The following is a 16,074-nucleotide window of genomic DNA, read 5'->3' as shown; positions in this document are numbered from 1 at the left end:
TTCAGAGTGCCACCTGGCACTCGGCGGAGGCCCGCGCAGCGCCGTGGCCGTGGTGCTGATGCGGACCAGCTCGAAGGAGAGGCTGGTCCCTGGGGCAGTGAGAGCGTGGAGCCGCTGCTGGTGGACCAGCAGGTCGTTGCTGCGATCGTGGGACATGGCGCTGTTGGCGGTGGGAGGTCAGCGTCGGGCTGCGCGGCGGGCGGAGTCCGTCGGCGGTGTGGCAGCCGTAGTGGTGGCGGGGAGGTCCATGGTGGTTCGGGGCGCGCTGCGACTGCGGGCTGCGCTGACCCGACGGATGGAAGAACTCGCCTGCTCTGCACGGGCCATGGCGGCGGATACCGCGGTGCGGCGCACGTCTTGTGGAGTCGGCACGGCGGTTGCTGGGCCGACGGCTTCCACCGGCTCCAGCTGGACCGCGTGCTCGACGTCGCGGTGGATGTGCTGCCGCTCGCGCAGGACTGGCCGGGGGTCGACCAACGCTGCGGCTGTGGCTACGACGAGATGGTCCGGGGTGCGGGCGGTGAGCGTGATCTCGGCACGGGTTCCCCAGCCCGGAGGTCCCGCCCAGAAGGTGTACGCCTCTGAGTCCGGTCCATGGTCACGAACATCCACGGAGAGACCGGCCAGTTGGTCCGGAGCCACGATCTCGACGGTGCCGTATTCGGCTGCCTGCCTGGTCCATCCCGCGTCCAGGAGGGGCTGTGCCGCGTGACGCCAGGACTGGCTGGGGCGCGCCAGGAACGCCTCCTCGCCAGTGCCGTAGTCGCGTACGAGCGCGCTCGTCAGGCCGGCAACGATCTCGGGCGGCGTGGCATGATTGGCGGTGGCCAGCCAGTGCCGTGCCCCGAGGGTCCCGTCGTAGGCGCCGATACGCCACAGCAGGTAGTCGTCGCCGTTCCAGCCGATGTGAATGCGGCGGTCCGGCGAGGTGACCACGAACGAGCCGAGGTCGTCCGGTTCATAGCGCGGCCAGTCGGCGGGGACGGGGGCAAAGCCGGGATCCCCGATGCCGAGGGAACCAGCCAGGTAACGGGGGGTGACGCGGTACTCATGCCATCGGGTGTCCACGTCGCGGGGGTGCTGGGCAGGGTCATGGGGGAATGTCATTGGCCGGCCTCCAGCCGGGCCAGCAGCGTGCGCACCAGGCGAGGCAGGCTATTGGGGCCGTCGCCCCAGCGAACGCCGTTGGCCGTGGCCTTGGCCACCTGGCGAGCGTCCTCCAGCAGCCCTTCGCTGATCTCGGCGCACTCCTCCGTGATCCGGGCCGCAGCCAGCTGCGCGCTTGAGAGAACCTCGACGTAGTGACCGGGGGTGAGACCACTGGTCTCGGCGGCCCTGCGGATGGATGCCAACTCCTGGGAGCTGAGCACCATCTCCTCATGTATTCCTGGGTGTTGAGCGGTGAGTGGGTCCTCCGCACTGGACAGCTCGTTTCCGTCTGGGAGGCCGGCCTGCGTGCAGAGGGCGTCGACCGCTCCTGTCAGGTCGGACAGGGACTCGGTCAGCCAGCCCAAGGCGGAGGCCAGCGAGGCGAGCGCCAGCAGCTCGGCGGGCGTGGCAGGCGACGTCCCGACGAATGCCTCAAGACGGTCGCTGAGCCGCGCGGTGGCCTGGGGACCGGCGGCCAGGGGTCCGAGGACCGGGTGTAGGTACGAGCAAGTCGGGGGAGTGGGGTACTCCGTGGTGAGGATGCCGGCGACTTCCTCGGCTGCCTCCGTCAGCAGCTCGACGAGATCGTGGCGGGCAGGAGCTTTCTGCGGCGTGGGTGTGGTCATCGGTGGACCTTCTTGATCGGGGCGTGGGCGTGGGCGTGTGCGGTGGTGGGGGCGGATCCGGGAGCGGGCCCCAGAGCTGTCGCGGTGCGTACGGCCAGAGGCGAGCGGGCGCGGGCAGCCGCCACTTGGGCCGGTGACGGCTGGTCGGCCGGATTGTGGCGCCCCATGCGGTGCTGAGCGGCGCGGTAGACCGCGTAACCCCGGCGCGGGCCCGCGGCTACGAGGTAGATCTCCCGGCGATGAGCGGCAGCGGGTGGGCCATCGCGGAACTGAATGACAAGGCGGTACCGGACCTCGGGATCGACGTAGACCTTGTGGAAGCCCTCAAGCGGGCCCGCCAGCGGCAGGCAGTCGTCGCTGCCGCGCACCAACGCCTGCAACTCCAGCAGTGCCAGGTCCCGGACTGTTGCGGGCAACGCTCGGAGATCGGTCAGCGCGTCGGGGTGCGCAGCGAACCCGAACCTCGCCGCCATCATCGAGCCCGCCGCGGGGAGTATCGCGGCTCTTCGGGCGGCGGACAGTCATGAGATCCGAGACCGTGGAGGGTGGGCAGACCGGTGGAGCGCCCCCTCGCCTGGGCAGCCCGACGTGCTGAGAGGTCCTGCTCAGGGGCGGCCGGAAGAGGGCCGTTGCGTTCCCGGAGCCAGCTGCCTGCGGCCTCGAAGCTGGGGAACGCCCCTTCCCGGAGGCGGTACGTGCCGGCGCCGAAGTCCGGTTCCTCAAGGAAGACTCGCACTGGCAACGCCATCGCCTGCACATCCTCGGAGATGACGTGACTCTCGGCGTCGCCGCCGTCCTCGGTCCAGGTGTCGCGTATGCGATAGCGCCCCTTGGAGTCCGCCAGGCGCGCTTCCAGCTGCATAGTCTCGTCGTCGGCTGGCCGCAGCAGCCCCTCGGCGGGCTGAATGATGACTTCAAGCGGGCAGCCCCGCTCGATCAACCAGTTCATCCCCAGCGCGGCAAGAGCATGACTCTCGGCCTCGAACGTGAACAGTCCGTCGCGGCTGTCACGCGTGATCTTGATTGCGCGAAGCTGCGGCTCGCCCGGGACGCCCCAGGCCGCGGACTCGTCGTACGCCAGCAGATAGCTCTCGGACTGGTCGTCGCCGCCGTTGTGATGCTCGACGACCGGATGAAGGTCTCCAGAGAACACTGAGCGCACAGAACGAGCGGAGACCGGATCCGCCGGAACCAGACCATCCAGCCGAAAATCGATTTCGCCCCTCAAGCACCGGCCTCCGGCGTAGAACCAGGCGCGGGCAGAAGCCGATGAGCAGCACGGGTCGGGTTCGTGGTGCAGGCAGCGAAGGGACCGTCCGGGGCGCGGAGCTGTGCCATCGTGTGGTCCAAGTGATCGCGGTGCCACGTCGCAGGACCGGCGAGCCCGGCCTCGACATCAGTGAGCTGCTGCCACGCCAGCCAAAGCCCATGAAGACGGGCAACGGCTTCGGGATGCTCCTGCCACCGGAAGCACCAAGGGCGCGCACTGCTGATCTCCCGCCCATAGACGGGCAGCAACAGGTAGTTGACCCAGTCGCTCAGGGCGCGGAGCTCGGCGGTGTAGGCGTCGCCGCCCAGGGCCATGAGGAAGACGGACGACGGTTCGCCCCGTGCGCTGGCGTTCGCGGCAGACGCGTGCGGCTGCTGGCCGGGTTCGGAACTGAGTCGATCGAGAAGCGCGCCGTGCTGGCGCACCTCGGCGACCGTCCGGGCGAGCGTGGAAGCGAGATCGTCGAGATCGCCGTCGGGCAGTCGGAATGGTTCGGAGGAGCCCTCGGGAAAGTCAGGCATAGTCGGGTGCTCCATCTGTGAGCGGGGGACATGCCGACAGGATGGGGAACAGCGCCGATTTGGAACGGCCGCGCATCGGAGTTATGGACCACCGGCAACCTGAGAGCATCTGCTACGTGACTGAGGCGACAGAACCGACCGGCGGTGATGTGCGATGCAGGGCCAGCAGTGGTTGCCAATCGCGTCAGCGACAGCTCGGACTGAGCCTCAGCGTGGAGGGGATAGCGGAGGATTACCGGTTCATGGTGCTGGAGTGCCCAGATGTTTCGGCTTGGTTGGCTGATAGGGCGGGAGTAGGAGCCGCAGTTCCGAACTGTGGCATCAAGGGTTGAGAACGTCGGAGCGTGATGTCAGAAGTTGCGGCCACGATGTGACCCTCCGCTCGCAGATGGCGAAGGGCAACCGCAGCCGTGGCCACCGCCGTGCCCTCCGGGGTACCCGCCGGGAAGACGAAGATGTCGGCGTGCGGCCGGTACTGAAAGCCGTGGCCCAGGAGGAGGGCTTCCGCGCGGGGCAGGCCGTCGGTCACGGTGGCGGTGATCCCCAGCTCGGGGTGCCGGCCGAACAAGACATCCGGCTCGGGGCGCGGGCTGGGGGCGACCCCAGGCAGGATGCCGGGCGGGATGGCGACCGTGGCGCGTGCCTGGTCGAGGAGTTCGACGGCGCGGGCGAGGCGGGCGGTGTCGAAGCGTTCGGCGCGGGTGCCGGTGAGGGTGTAGACGTTCTGGCCGGGCAGCGGTACGAAGCCGGTGTTGCTCAGGAGGTCGGAGTCAGCGCCGTTGCGGAGCCGGGCGGTGAAGCCATACGTGGTGTGGACGCCGATCGAGACGTCGGGCTGGTTGTCCAAGAGATTGCTCCGGTGGTGATGGCTGGTGTTCAGGCGGGCAGGCTGGCGTGATCGCAGGTGAGCGGCGGGTCGAGGAAGCGGAGGGCCTAAGCTGCTTTCTGGGGGGACGACGCCGTTGCCGAGGGCGGCGAGTTGGGCGGGGCGGCCGAGGCCGGGGGTGGCGGTGACCCAGTCGGCGGGGAGGCCCTGCATGCATTTGACGATCTCGGGGTTAAGTCGGCCGGGTCGTTGTCCGCGTGCCAGGCGACTGTGCCGCCGAGAACCTCCTGTACGGCCAGGCTCGGGCCGCAATAGCCGGAGCAGAGCGAGCCGATCAGCCGTGGGGCGTCAGCCGGCATGTCAGCGGCCCCGTAGGCCATGAATAGCTCCAGCCCGGACTGCCGGGATCCCGGCGGACATGACCGTGACGGCAGCACGAGGAACGCCGGCTGTGACGGTGGAGCGGCTTCGGGCAGCGGCTGTGGTCAGTGGAGGTGGTGAGCTGTGGAAGGCGAGCGAGTGCAAGGTGTTGGCCGCATCGTCCAGGACTACGCGGGCCGCGGCCAGTTCGTCCGCGATCACGGCTTGGGCGGATTCCCGCGCGTCCAGGAGATCGGGATGTTCGCGTCGTGGCTGGGTGTCGGTAAGGAACGCCAGCTGAGTGACGGCGCGGCCGAGGCGGGCTGTTGCCTCGCCGGCCGCATGTGCGGCGGTGGCCAGGTGGGTGAGATGCATGCGGGAGCGCTCGGATACTGGGCGGGCGTGCTGATCGCGGACGTCGCGGCCGAGTTCGGCCGCCAGCTCGCCGAGCTCGGTGAAGTGGCGTGCGAGTAGTGGCAGATCGGGCTGGCGGTGGGGATGGGAAAGGTCGGGCAGTTTGCCGCGGTGTGCATCGAAGCGGGTCGCCAGCAGGCGGAGTTCGGCGGCTTCCTGGGGGAAAGCGGTGGGCACGAAGGTGTTGCTCCTGAGGTGACGGAAGGACTATCGAGTGAGACGCCGCGTGCGGTCCTCGCTGTCGGCGGTGGGCGACGTTGGACGCGTGGGGGCACGGTGCGGGCGGTGTGAGCCGAGACGGCTGCGTGCAAGGGCACCATTAGCCCGTGTGACACCGGTCGTTGAGAGGGAGGGAGGGCCATTGGGCTGCCGGGCGTGCCCCGTGGCAGCGTGCCAGCGGCTGCGGATGTGTTCGGCCGGGGCGAGGGCGGTGAGTGTCAGCCCGATCAGGTGGCCGGGGGAGTGTCGGGAGTCGTCGACCAGTTCCTGGATTGAACGGGCCACTTGGGCGGTGGTGCGGATGAGGGAAGCGCGCAGGACCCGTTCACCCAGCCACTCCGCACTGGCCGCTCCCGGTTCCGAGCAGACCGCGGCCACGTACTCGGTGACGCCCGGCTCGTCCAGGAGGCCGCGCCGCTGAGCCTCCCAGAGCAGGGTGAGTCCGTCGACTGGCTCGGCACGGTGGATCAGGGCGCCAAGACATCGGTAGAGCGATCCGTGGAGGGGGACCGCGAAGTCCTCCGATATGAGCCACGGAGACACCTCTTCGTACGACGTGGGATGGTCGGCCAGACGGGCCAGGAGGAGCCGCTCGTCCTCCTCCACGCCCTCCGTGAGCTCCGCCGGAACAGGAACAACGGGCACCGCGCGGCTCGGTGAAGCCGGACGACGCGTGATGCCCCACCGACGTGCGAGGTCGTCGAGAGTGCCGACGAGGACATTGGTCTGCTGCAGCGCCTCTGAGGGATCCCCGACCAGGGCGGCGGCACGGGCCGTCTGATGCAGTCGCCTGGCGTGTTGGAGAACGTGGCGGCGGATCGCGCCGTCCAGGACCATCCGCCCGTAGACCGGCGCGTGGTCCGACCGCGGGCAGTATCCCGCCAAGGCATGCAAGTAGGCCGGGGACAGTCCGCGAACCTTGCGGGATGCGGCGTCCAGGGAGTCGTTCACCCAGGACAGCGGGGTCGGACGGTCGGTTTGGTCCAGGGCCGGATGGCCGATGTCGGCGAGGTGCCGGAACGCGGCGAATAGAGCGGCGTGAGCAGGGCGTTCGAAGTCCTCGGGACGCAGCCAGCCGAGGCGTTCGAGCTGTCGTGGCTCGAGCAGGACCGCGCCCAGCACTGCTCGCTCGGCGAGGAGCAGCGGATTCACGCCTGGCCTTCGGGAACCGACAGCGGGCAGGTGGAGAGGTAACGGATCATCGGCACTTCCAGATCAGGGATGGACTCAGCGTCGGCGTCCGGGGCGGTCGAGTGCGACGGTCGCCGTTTCGCTGCGGGCGTTGGCCGGACGACCGGGATGCGGTGAGGCCGTGAACAGCCGCGCGAACACGGGCTGCTGCATCGGGAGACGAAAACCCTTGGCACGACCTCGGCGTACTTCCTCGGCTGACTGGGCGAAGCGGCGCCGGCCGTAGTCGGAGCGGTCGGCCGACCACTCCGAGGCATGGGCGTGAGGGCATGCTCGAGAGCTGCGGTCGGCGGACGGCTCGTCGTACTGCTCAGCCTGCTCGCGCAGGGCAGCGATGCACTCCGCGGCCGGGGTGTTCCAGAGGCTGTTCACGTGACCGTCCCGAAGGCGTCAGACTTGGCGAGCGCCCGGGCGGTGATGGCCTTGGTGGCGCGCTCGGATGCCGGGCCGACGGTCTTGGCGATCGGCTCCTTGTACCAGGGCTTGAGATCAAGCATGGCCACGCGCATGCCGGTGGCCAACAACAGCGCCTTCCCCTTGGGCAGAGCGCGGATTGCGTCCGGCGGCAGGATCCGTTCGGTGCGCGTTGAGACCGACGTGGACTTGCCGCTCTCCGAGGTGGAGACGGTCGTGGTCTGAACTTCGTGGTCGCCGATGATCCGGGAGAGCTTGTCCGCGAAGTCGGCGTCGTCGATGCCGCTACCGACAACCTTGATCGTGGCGGCCGACCACAGGGCGTCCATGCCGGCCTCACCCCAGCACTTCTGGCCCTGCCGGTAGGACTGGAGGATGGTGATCGGGGTGATGCCCCGGGAACCGAGGTGGGAGTAGAGGTCGGGCAGGTCGCTGATCTTGCAGACGTTGGCTGCCTCGTCCAGCACGCACAGGGCGGGCGGGTCGAGTCGGCCGCCGGAACGTTCTGCCACCACGACGGCGGCTCGCATCACGGCATCGGCGGCAGCCGCGATGATCGCCGAGGCTGAGCCGCCGCCGTCCTTCGACAGCAGGTACAGCGTGTCCCGGGAGCGGGCGAACTCGGCGGGCTTGAACTCCGGCAGGTCCGGGGTGGGGGTGACCCAGGCCGCGATTTCCGGATCGAGGAGGCAACTTGCGTACTGACGGGCCGTCTCGTAGATGCCGTCGCGTGTCTCCACCGCTCCGGAGACCGTGCCCTGAAGCTGCGCGGCCACCGCATGGTGGTCGGCGTCGGACAGCAGGTCCACCGGGGTGCGCTCCGCCGGCGACGCCAGCCAGTCCAGCACATCGGTGATCGCCCTCCGGTGCGATGCGGCCGCCAGGAACAGCGCGCCGAGTGTGTTGGCGGCGGCCGTCGACCAGAAGTCGGAGCCCGAGGACTCGTCCACGGACGCGGCGACGAAGTGCCTGGCCAGTCGCTTGGCCCCGGCCAGATCCCGGGCGTCGGCAAGGATGTCCCACCACATCTGCCGCGGGTGATGAGCGATCTGCTGCGGATCCAGCGTCCACACAGTACCGACCTCGGCACGCGCGTCGACCGTCGCGGTGAACGCGTCGTTGGCCGCCTTGTTACTGGTCAGGAGCACCGGCCCCGGCGCGGAGAGGATCGCCGGAATCGCCAGGCCGGAAGTCTTCCCGGAACGCGGCGCCATGATGGCGACCATCACGTCCTCCCAGCTCGCCCGCACCTCGCTGCTGCCGGAAGACAGCGTCCCGACGAGGACGCCGCGATCCGCCGGGGCGACCTTCTTAGGCTTGAGATCAGCGAGGCACGGCCGCAGGGACTGCGCCTTCGCCGTGATCTGCTTCTCCAGCAGCGGGCGTACGTCTGCCGGGCCAGCCAGGCCCAAGCTGAGCTGCGAGCGCCGGCGAATCACGGCCACACCAACCGTGACCAGCAGGGCCAGGACGAGAACACCGGGGATGAGACGAGCCCCGACCAGGAGCGCGGTCGACGAGAGGCCGGGCCAGACAGCGTCGGGGCGAAGCAGGGCCTCGGCCGAATTGAAGGCGACCCAGGTGCCGTCGCCCACCAGGACGTTGGCCGTGTTGCCCACCAGCCAGGCAGCCGACCCGAAGGCGACGGCGGCACCAAGCAGAACGAAGAGGAGAGCGAGCAGCAGGTCAGTGCCTGATGAGGTCCGGTTGAGCCGTTGGGTGATGGGCCGACCCAGCTCTCCTGCGAGCGGCCGGCTCATCGGGCCCCCGACATCCGGGAGTCGGTGTCGAACAAGGCGCGTTCGGCTGGATGGAGGATGTGCTGGGTGATGAAGGACCGGCCGGCGACCTTCCAAAGCCCCCGGCCCCTGGTCAGCGCGGAGATGGCCTGGGTCTCCACGCTCGTCAACCCGAGCAGGGAGGCGGCGGCTCCGAGTTGGTCGGGTTCCTGGCGGTAGATGATGCGGGTGGAGCAGTCGGCGAGGAGGCCTTCGGCGAGGACGCGGCCGCGGGAGCCGGCGTCGCCGGCGGAGAGCAGGTCGCTGAGGCGGTGGATGACCATGAGATTGGCGATGCCAAGGCCGCGGCTGAGCTTCCACTGGGACTGCATGCGTTCGAGCAGGCCGACGTGGCGCATGACGCGCCAGGCTTCGTCGTAGATCACCCAGCGGCGGCCCCCGTCGGGGTCGGCGAGTGCGGACTCCATCCAGGCGGAAGCGCAGGTCATCGCGAGGACAAGGGCGGTGTCGTCGCCAGTGCCGCCGAGGCGGGAGAGGTCGATGGTCAACATCGGCGTCGTGGGGTCGAAAGCGATGGTGCTGGGGGCATCGAACATGCCGGAGAGGTCGCCGTGGACGAGGCGGCGCAGGGCATGGGCGAGGTCTTCGGCGGCCACGCGCATGGTGCCGCCCTGGTGGTCGAGGGCGGCGTCGAGCCGGGCCGGGGTGCCGAGGATGGCAGCGATGTCGCCCAGGAGCGGGACGGTGCCGTTGCGGGCGGCGTCGGCAACCACCACGTCGAGCGCGATGTCGAGGGCGGTGTGTTCGACGGGCTGGAGGTCGCGCTTGAGGACGGTGCGGGCGAGGCCGGCCAGCAGGAGCAGGCGTCGCTTGCGGACCTCGGCGTCCCAGTCGTCCGGGGAGACGGATGCCGGGCGGGCGGGAGCGTCAAGTGGGTTGAGGCGTCCGGGCAGGCCGGGGCCGAGAGCGATCGTGGTGCCGCCGAGGGCTTGGGCGACCGGGGTCCATTCGCCCTTGGGGTCGCAGGGGACGTAGACGCGGTAGCCGTGGGCGATTGCTCGGGTAGCTATGGACTTGGCGAGGGCGGACTTGCCCATGCCGATGATCCCGGCGAGGACGGCGTTCGGGTTGGTGAAGCCTTCGATCTTGCCGGAGTTATAGAGGGCGAAGGGGTCGTAGCAGAAGGCGGCTTCGGCGTGGACGTCGCGGCCGATGAAGATCCCCTCGGCTCCGAGGCCGCCCTCGGCGAGGAACGGGTAGGCCCCGGAGACGGTGGCGGTGGTCATGCGGTGGGCGGGGAGGCGGAGCTTCCCGCCGCGGGCGGAGGCTAGGCCCGGGCGGCCGGCGACGGGGTAGGTCGGCTGGAGGTGAGGATCGAGTTCCTCATGTCGGCGGGGACTGCTGATGACCTCGGCGCGGCGGGCCTGCCGGAGGGCCTGGGCGTACTCGTTGCGGGCGGCCCTCTGCGCGGCACGGCTGGCGTTGCGGGGGACGAACAGTGGCGTCGCGCTGGTACGGGTCCTGGGCATGGGGGGATCCTTCGGTCGTGGTCAGGGCCGGTCGTGGCGCAGGTCGGTGGGTGTGGCGCGACGGCGCAGGAGGCGGGAGGCACGCTGGTGGCGGTGGCAGATGGTCAGCTCTGGCGCCCCCTCGGGAAGCCCGCTCCGGAGGTCGCTGGGCGGGTCCGGTTCGCCGCCGTCATGCGGAGCCGCGTGGAAGGCGGTGTGGAGCAGGTCGGTGACCTGCCAGGCCCGCAGCCGGGCGGCGGCGAGCGGCCGGGCGAGGGTGGGCAGTAGCTTTCCCGCGCGCTGCGCATGCGCGTCGAGCAGGGCGAGGAGCGACGTGAGGTGGGCGTGCAGGGAGTCGAGTTCGCTGCGACTGGCCACCAGCGGGCTGGCGGGGAGGTTGAGGGCCTGGTGGAAGTCGATCGCTGCGGTGGCGAATGGAACGAAGTCCTGGGCGGGTTCGGTGGGGCGCTGCATAAAGGTGCTGGTTGCCTCAGGAGCGGAGTGCGAAGGGGAGGGCGGCGGTGGTGAACGCCTCGGCCTGCTGCCAGGTCAGCGTGCGCAGGTCCAACTGGGCTGCCACGGCGGCCGTCTCCACGGTGGCGCAGGCGGCACGGAGTTCTTCCTCGCTGTCGGCGGAGACGGTCAGGAGGCCGGTGAGGGCGATGTCGGCGTGGCCGGCGATGAGCTGGCGCTCGCGTTCCTTGACGTCCCGGTACTCGATGGAGTCGGCCTCGGAGTCGACCTGGCCGCGCCGGGAACGCTCGGTGGCGTCGGCGATGATGCTGGCCTTCTTGCGCTGCACGTCCCGCATCGCGGCTTCCAGACCCTTGGGCTCGAAGGTGAGGCTGAGGGTGCGGCGCACTCCGGCGGTGAAGAGGAGCTGGTGCAGGAACCCGGCGCTGGTCTCGGTGCGCGGCCAGTTCTCCACCCAGTAGGTGGTGTGGACGGCGGTGTCTGTGGTGATGTGGTCCGCCTTCTCGACCACCACGACCGGTCCGGCAGAGGCAGGGTCGGCCGTCGGCCGTCCGGAGTCGGACCACCGGTCCAGGGCGGAGAGCACCTTGGGGTCGTAGGCGGTGCGGGCCACAGCGGCGATCTCTCCGGCAGTCAGCCATCCGAGCGGGGTGAGCCCGGCCGTGCGGGCGGCCTGCTCGAATGTCGCGGTGAGCTGGCCGAGCACTGCGAAGGCACCGGTCAGACCGCCGCCGGCCTGGGAGATCAGCCGACGGGCCGCCTTCATGTCGAGCGCGAGAGCGACGTACGCCTCGTGGGGCGCGGCAGCCGGTCCGGCGCTCTCGATCAACTCCTCGTATAGCGGGCCGGCCAGCGTGGCGTCCGGGTTGCCGTGCTCCTCCCAATAGCGGCGCAGAGCATCGCCGGAGTCGGGGACAGTCCGCTCCAGGACCTGGAGGCGGGCGACCTGGCCGGTGCGGGCGAGGGCGGCCAGCGCGCGGCCCCAGCCGGACACGTTGGCGTTCTGGGCGCCCGGGTCGAGCAGCGCAAAGGCACGGGCCGACACCTTGACGACGGCCGTCAGGGTTCCGGCATGCGGATCGTGCACGGCGGCGAAGCGGCGGTGCGGTGACTTGACGACCCGCAGGCTGGCGGCACGGCCGGGCAGGTGCAGCAGCCCTTCGCGGCGAGGTCGAGAGGAGGGCCGGACCAGCCAGACGAGCTGGCCGCGGGCACGGCGTATCAGGTAGCGGGCGACGATCGGTGCCCAGTCGGCCAGCGACCGGCCGCGGTAGCGGAGGAAGGTCGCTGCGGCCAACAGTGCCCACAGTGGAAGAAGCTGCAGCGCGCCGACGACACCGGCAGCCAGGACGACGGCCAGGAGCAGAAGGCCGGAGAGGCCGGCGAATACGAGCTGCGGAGCGGTCAGGCCGAGCAGAATGCCGCGTCGGCTACGGTGCGGGAACCGAACGGTTGGGGTTTCGGGCAAGGTGATCCCAAGGAGAAAGAGAAGGTGATCGGTGGTCAGGGGCTCCGGAGGCGTGGGCAGCAGGTCCGCTGCCCACCCAACCCGGTCAGGTCAGGAGCCTTCAGGTGGCCGCGGGAAATCCCAGGAATCCGCCTGGCCGTTCGCCGGCGGAGGCCCGGCAGGGCTGTTGGCAACCGTCGAGATGGGTCCCGCGCTGGCAGCCTCACCCACGGGACCCGCTGCAGGGGCCGCCATGGCGGGGGACGCGCCCGGTGCCGTACCGGAGGCCCCGTCGGAGGAGGGACGGTTGATCAGAGGCGGGATACCCGGTCGCTGAATGAGCGGGGTCCCCTTGTCTCCCGGCGCGGAAGGGTCTTCGCCGAACCGGAACCGCGTCTGCGGTTTCGCTTCGCCGCCGTCGATGCCCTCTTTGCTGAACCGGCCGCCGGTCGGGTCGATGCCGGTGGCCACGCCGTCGCTGCCTGCCCCCGGAATCGAGCTGGGGCCCTGCGGCGCGGCGCCACCAGCCGACGCCCGCATCACCGCTCCGGCAGCGGTCTTCGCCGCCCCGGCCGCGACAGCCATACCGGCGGCACCGGTGCGGTGCAGGTCGCCGGCGCTGCCGCCGTCACCCGCCCAGTGCACGAACTTGTACGTCGCGTACGGGCAGAGCAGCACCAGGACCATCACGACGATGCCTGCCATGGCATCGGACAGGGCAGCCATGCCGTCCTTCGGATCGGCCTTGCCCATCGCGGAGACACCGACGAGGAACACCACGGTCATCAGCAGCTTCGAGACCACCAGCGCGGCCGTGGCCTCGATCCAGCTGCGCCGCCACCGCTTGGCGACCTCCCAACCACCGCCGGCTCCGGCGAACACCGCCAAGGTGACCAGGATCAGCACACCGACCTTGCGGGCCACCATCACGCCCCAGTACAGGAACGCGCCGATGGCGCTGCCCAGGCCCACGATCGCCGCCACGATCCAGCCCAGTGAGAACATCGGTCCCATGTTCGCTGCGTTGATCACGCGGCGTACGGCGTCGTCGATCGAGGTGTTCGCCGCCTCGAACAGGCCGGCGGACAAGGCGTCGACCACGGTGACGGCCACCGCGGTGAACGAGACGGCGCAGAAGCTGAACAGAACACCGGTCATGGTGCCGATGGCGGCCTGGGCCAGCGCGCGTTCGTCGCGCCGCCAGGCGGCCATGATGAGCTGGAGGCAGAAGGTCCCGACAGTGAGCACGAGCCCAATGGGCAGCAGCAGCTCATAGTTGTCGCGGAACCATCCGGCGTTGAGGTCGATGGCGGTCGTGGAGTCGACCGCATCGGCCGCGAGTTCAGCGGCAGTGGCGGCGAGTTCGCCGACGCTCTTGGCAATCCAGGCACCGATGCCGTCGGTGATCGATCCGGCCGGGTTCGAGGCGAACTCGACCGCACCGCAGACCTTGTCCATCAACGGCAGGTCACATACAGCCATGGAGGAGCACCTCCTTTCTGATCAAGGCGAGTGAGGGCTCAGGGGGCCACGGTGGGCAGAACGCCGGCCAGGACGCAGTCCTGGGAAGGGCGGCACTGCACGGCGAGGGTGACGGTCCGGGACTCCGCACCACCCTTCGGGGAGCCGTCCCAGGCGACCTTCTGCTTGCCGGAGACGGTTACCGCGTACACGTACGCGGTCGTGATCTTGCCGGGGTCGTCCTGGAGCGCTCGCGTGAACACATCGGGGAGGTGAGCCTCACCAGCCGTGGCCGTGGCGTACTGACCCTGCTCCGCCATCTGCTCCCACAGAAGAGGGGAGGGAACCAACGCGTCGACCGAGTCCTTGTCCGTGAACTTCTTCTCGTCGGACAACCAACGGTGCAGCCGGGCGATATGACGCGGCTGGGTGCTGGCCCGCGTGTCGTACGACCACAGCGCCACCGCTGCCGCCTTGGCGAAGGCCAGCGGATCGCGGGTCGACGGCGGCCCCTTCACGCTGCCGGACGGGGAGTCCTTCGCGTTGCCGGTCTGGGAACCGGTGGTCGGAGACGGCTCTGCCGCGGCAGGTAGACGGGGCGACGCCGCTGCGGCAGGGGCGTCGTCAGAGTGGGCGAGATAACTGACCAGACCGGCGACGGCGACCAGGACGGCGAGCACTGCGGTGCCGAGCAGAGTCCGCCGCCACACTGGGGACCTGCCATCGGGAGAGGAACGGACACGTACCTTCATCAGCGCACCTGCGACCCGAGCGCGGAGAAGAAGGTGACGATGCCGTTGGCCGCGCCCAACAGAAGGGCGGCGCCCGCCGACACCAGGACACCCTTCTTGCCATTGGCCTCCGCCTGATGGCCGCCGCTGTGATGACCCCACGCCCACACGCCCGCGGACATGGCCATGGAGCCGACGACGGCGATGATGCCGAAGAGGTTGATCGACCCCATGACTTTCTTCAGCACTGACAGGCCCGGCAGGCCGCCCTCGTTGGGGGTGACGCCGGGGTCGTAGGCAAGCTGCACGACCGTGTCGAATACATGCATTAAAAGAGCTCCTGTTCGGTTTGCGGCTGGTGGAAGGCCCGCCTGGTTCAGGGCGGAGAAGGGGGTTCATCAGAGGACGCGGCGTGCGGCGAGGATCTCGCTCTTCCAGGACGCGAGCGTGACGATGCGGACCACGTCGCCGGTCCTGGGGGCATGGATGACCAGGCCCTCGCCGATGTACATCCCGACGTGCTGGGGAGAGGCGGCCGTGCCCCCGGTGAACAGCAGGTCGCCAGGCTCGAGGGCACTGACCGATACGGCCTTGCCCTCCTTGACCTGCGTATAGGTCGTGCGGGATAGCGTCACCCCGGCGGCTCGGTAGGACTGCTGCATCAGCGATGAGCAGTCGCACCGGCCCATCGGATCCTGACTGTGCGCGTCAGTACAGCTCCCGCCCCACTGGTACGCGGTGCCGAGTTGACCCATCGCCCAGCGGATCGCAGTCCTCGCCTTCGCCGACGCGTCGGGCGGGATCGCGTACCCGTCGGGCACCGCCCCTGCCGGGATCGGACCGAACGCCGAGCCGTCCGCGCCGGCACACGAGGCAGAAGCTGCTGCGAAGCCGTTCCGGCTGGCGACATGCCCCTCTCCGGAGTCAAGGAGCGGGGCCAGCGCCTGCTGGAGCGCGGTCGCCAGCGGCTCCCACTTCGCGTAGGCGTCCGGGAAGCTGCTGCGCTGCACGGCCTGCGCGGCCTGGGTGACGGTCAATGACTCCCAACCCGAGACCTTGCGCAGGCGCTCGTAGAACTTGGTCGACGCGTACACCGGATCGAGGATCTGCTCGACCGTGCCCCAGCCCTGCGACGGACGCTGCTGGAACAGGCCGACGGAATCCCGGTCGCCATAGGTCAGGTTTCGCAGACCGCTCTCCTGCAGGGCTGTCGCCAGCGCGACGACCTGACCGCGGGCCGGTATCTTCATCGCGATCCCGGTCGCCGTGATGACCCGGGCGTTCGGAATCTGCTTGGCCGGCGAGGATAGCCCCGGCATCGAGGCGTCGGAGCCGGAACCACCGCCCAGAATGTCCTCCACCTTCTCGGCGACCGCCGCAGTATCGATGGACGCTGCGGCACCGGTCTGACAGGCGGCCGTGGCAACACCGCTCGCTGCGAACAGCACCGGCGCGGTCAACAGGAGCGGCCCGCAGGCCAGCAGAGCGATCGCCGCACCGGTCTTCTTCAAGAGACCGGCCCGATGTCGCCCTGCCGGGTCGCCGCCGAGCGAAGGTGCGGGGGTATCTCAGGCATGGCAATCTCCACGTGCTGCGCGACGGAGCGGTGCAGGCGGCCGAAGGGGCGGCAGCCGTCACTGCGCCGTCCGTTCTCTGCCGACGGGTGGGCTGAGGGACGTGGAGCCGGTGCAACACCGGCCCCACGTCGGGATCGAGCGCGGCAG

At 69.9% G+C, this 16,074-nt stretch carries 17 protein-coding genes; all 17 read right to left on the bottom strand.

The window, feature by feature from the left end:
- Positions 1 to 177 precede the first annotated feature (177 nt).
- Positions 178 to 1,107, bottom strand: a complete 930-nt coding sequence (locus tag ABT009_RS33770; protein WP_351303762.1) for an SPDY domain-containing protein — start codon at positions 1,105 to 1,107, stop codon at positions 178 to 180.
- Positions 1,104 to 1,775 (bottom strand): hypothetical protein, encoded by a 672-nt coding sequence (locus ABT009_RS33765; protein WP_351303760.1) that lies wholly within the window; start codon positions 1,773 to 1,775, stop codon positions 1,104 to 1,106. The genes ABT009_RS33770 and ABT009_RS33765 overlap by 4 nt, the downstream gene beginning before the upstream one ends.
- Entirely contained in the window at positions 1,772 to 2,251 is a 480-nt protein-coding gene (locus tag ABT009_RS33760) for a type II toxin-antitoxin system RelE family toxin (RefSeq protein WP_502990017.1), read from the bottom strand. Before ABT009_RS33760 ends, ABT009_RS33765 begins: the two co-directional genes overlap by 4 nt.
- A complete protein-coding gene (locus tag ABT009_RS33755; RefSeq protein WP_351303755.1) occupies positions 2,248 to 3,003 on the bottom strand; it encodes a glycosyl hydrolase in 756 nt (251 codons plus the stop codon). Before ABT009_RS33755 ends, ABT009_RS33760 begins: the two co-directional genes overlap by 4 nt.
- A complete protein-coding gene (locus ABT009_RS33750) occupies positions 3,000 to 3,581 on the bottom strand; it encodes a DUF4913 domain-containing protein (RefSeq protein WP_502990016.1) in 582 nt (193 codons plus the stop codon). The genes ABT009_RS33755 and ABT009_RS33750 overlap by 4 nt, the downstream gene beginning before the upstream one ends.
- Before the next feature lie 217 nt (positions 3,582 to 3,798).
- Complete coding sequence (locus ABT009_RS33745; protein ID WP_351303750.1) at positions 3,799 to 4,413, bottom strand: hypothetical protein; 615 nt, start codon at positions 4,411 to 4,413, stop codon at positions 3,799 to 3,801.
- A 339-nt stretch (positions 4,414 to 4,752) separates the two neighbouring features.
- Positions 4,753 to 5,343, bottom strand: coding sequence for a hypothetical protein (locus tag ABT009_RS33740; RefSeq protein WP_351303747.1), 591 nt, complete (start codon positions 5,341 to 5,343; stop codon positions 4,753 to 4,755).
- Positions 5,344 to 5,373: 30 nt separating this feature from the next.
- On the bottom strand, positions 5,374 to 6,537 hold the full coding sequence (locus ABT009_RS33735; protein WP_351303744.1) for a DnaB-like helicase N-terminal domain-containing protein: 1,164 nt from the start codon (positions 6,535 to 6,537) through the stop codon (positions 5,374 to 5,376).
- Between the two features lie 75 nt (positions 6,538 to 6,612).
- Positions 6,613 to 6,948 carry a hypothetical protein gene (locus ABT009_RS33730; RefSeq protein WP_351303741.1) on the bottom strand — a complete coding sequence of 112 codons (336 nt, stop codon included), beginning with the start codon at positions 6,946 to 6,948 and terminating at the stop codon, positions 6,613 to 6,615.
- Positions 6,945 to 8,750: a type IV secretory system conjugative DNA transfer family protein gene (locus tag ABT009_RS33725; RefSeq protein WP_351303738.1), complete on the bottom strand. Its 1,806-nt coding sequence runs from the start codon at positions 8,748 to 8,750 to the stop codon at positions 6,945 to 6,947. The genes ABT009_RS33730 and ABT009_RS33725 overlap by 4 nt, the downstream gene beginning before the upstream one ends.
- Entirely contained in the window at positions 8,747 to 10,258 is a 1,512-nt protein-coding gene (locus tag ABT009_RS33720; RefSeq protein WP_351303736.1) for a putative type IV secretion/conjugal transfer ATPase, read from the bottom strand. Before ABT009_RS33720 ends, ABT009_RS33725 begins: the two co-directional genes overlap by 4 nt.
- Before the next feature lie 21 nt (positions 10,259 to 10,279).
- The gene (locus ABT009_RS33715; protein WP_351303733.1) at positions 10,280 to 10,711 is read right to left on the bottom strand and encodes a DUF6238 family protein; all 432 of its coding nucleotides are present in this window, start codon (positions 10,709 to 10,711) and stop codon (positions 10,280 to 10,282) included.
- A 16-nt stretch (positions 10,712 to 10,727) separates the two neighbouring features.
- The gene (locus ABT009_RS33710) at positions 10,728 to 12,179 is read right to left on the bottom strand and encodes an SCO6880 family protein (protein ID WP_351303730.1); all 1,452 of its coding nucleotides are present in this window, start codon (positions 12,177 to 12,179) and stop codon (positions 10,728 to 10,730) included.
- Positions 12,180 to 12,269: 90 nt separating this feature from the next.
- Complete coding sequence (locus tag ABT009_RS33705; protein ID WP_351303727.1) at positions 12,270 to 13,640, bottom strand: SCO6881 family protein; 1,371 nt, start codon at positions 13,638 to 13,640, stop codon at positions 12,270 to 12,272.
- Between the two features lie 38 nt (positions 13,641 to 13,678).
- Positions 13,679 to 14,371, bottom strand: coding sequence for a hypothetical protein (locus ABT009_RS33700; protein WP_351303724.1), 693 nt, complete (start codon positions 14,369 to 14,371; stop codon positions 13,679 to 13,681).
- Entirely contained in the window at positions 14,371 to 14,679 is a 309-nt protein-coding gene (locus ABT009_RS33695) for a DUF6112 family protein (RefSeq protein WP_351303721.1), read from the bottom strand. The genes ABT009_RS33700 and ABT009_RS33695 overlap by 1 nt, the downstream gene beginning before the upstream one ends.
- Positions 14,680 to 14,748: 69 nt before the next feature.
- Positions 14,749 to 15,861, bottom strand: a complete 1,113-nt coding sequence (locus tag ABT009_RS33690) for a C40 family peptidase (protein ID WP_351303719.1) — start codon at positions 15,859 to 15,861, stop codon at positions 14,749 to 14,751.
- Positions 15,862 to 16,074 lie beyond the last annotated feature (213 nt).

The sequence above is a fragment of the Streptomyces sp. NPDC002896 genome (assembly GCF_040295225.1).
GTDB lineage: Bacteria > Actinomycetota > Actinomycetes > Streptomycetales > Streptomycetaceae > Streptomyces.
The sequence above is the reverse complement of the archived record's forward strand: the minus strand, read 5'-3'. Positions and strand labels throughout refer to the sequence as shown.